General features: G+C 50.3%; 1 protein-coding gene. It reads right to left on the minus strand.

From position 1 onward, the window contains the following. On the minus strand, nucleotides 1–1012 hold a 1012-nt coding region (locus tag A2517_RS07555), incomplete at its 3' end, for an ATP-dependent metallopeptidase FtsH/Yme1/Tma family protein (RefSeq protein WP_294895697.1). Nucleotides 1013–1100: the final 88 nt, after the last annotated feature.

Below are 1100 nucleotides of genomic sequence, written 5' to 3' on the forward strand. Positions count from 1 at the left end.
TATGGCGAAGGTATTTTTGCAAAATCGCTTCACGTTCACTTGCGGTCGGAAGCTCGACGAAAATACGGCGGTCAAACCGTCCCGCGCGGAGCAATGCGGCGTCCATGACGTCGATGTTATTGGTAGCAGCGATAACGACGATACCGCTCGTCTCTTCAAATCCGTCCATCTCGGTTAAGAGCTGATTGAGGGTTCCTTCACGTTCGTCGTTTCGTCCCCCCTCACGCTTCTTGCCCACTGCATCAATCTCGTCGATAAAGATGATGGCAGGGGCATTTTTCTTGGCGGCAGAGAAAAGTTCGCTCACCCGTTTCGCCCCCATTCCGACATAAATCTGAACAAATGATGCGCCGCTTTGGTAGAAAAAGGGGACATCCGCTTCGGCAGCAACCGCTTTGGCAATCATCGTTTTTCCGACCCCAGGAGGGCCTACGAGCAACACACCGCGCGGCATACGGGCACCGAAACTGTAGTAGCGTTTCGGATTGCGCAAAAAGTCGATAATCTCTTCGAGTTCCTCTTTGACATCGCCGATTCCGCCGATATCGCTGAAACGGACGGTCGATTTCGCCGGAGTGATAGAAGAAGATGGTGCTTCAGGCTCAGCAGAAGCTTTGGCAGCCGGTACCTCGATCGGGGTATCATCCTCAAAACCGAGGCGGCTTTTCCAAGCCCAAAACCCGGCACCGCTAATCAGGGCAAAAAAGATAAAAAACCATCCCCAACCGCTCCCCCCTTTGGGTTCGATAATGAGATGCGCGGTCAACTCTGAGGGTAATTGGGACGACGCGATTTTCACCACGCCGTTTTCTTTCGTCGCGAAATAGGTGTATCCGTCGTCGCTGAATGCTTTTTCGATCTGATCATTTTCGATAAGCTTTGCCGCTTCAGAGAGGGTTACGGTGTCACTGCCATCTCGTAAAAGAGCGAAAAGGAGCAAGAGTAAAACAATCCCACCAGAAATGAGGAGAATCAGCTGATTACGGTTAAAATTTGGCCATGTTATATTCATCGTGTACCTCATACTTTTGCAGTGTGATCCAATCGCCGCTAATATCTTCGAGCGATTCGATCACTACTTTGTTATAAAACTGATCGTA

It is taken from the genome of Sulfuricurvum sp. RIFOXYD12_FULL_44_77 (genome assembly GCF_001830725.1).
Lineage (GTDB): Bacteria > Campylobacterota > Campylobacteria > Campylobacterales > Sulfurimonadaceae > Sulfuricurvum > Sulfuricurvum kujiense_A.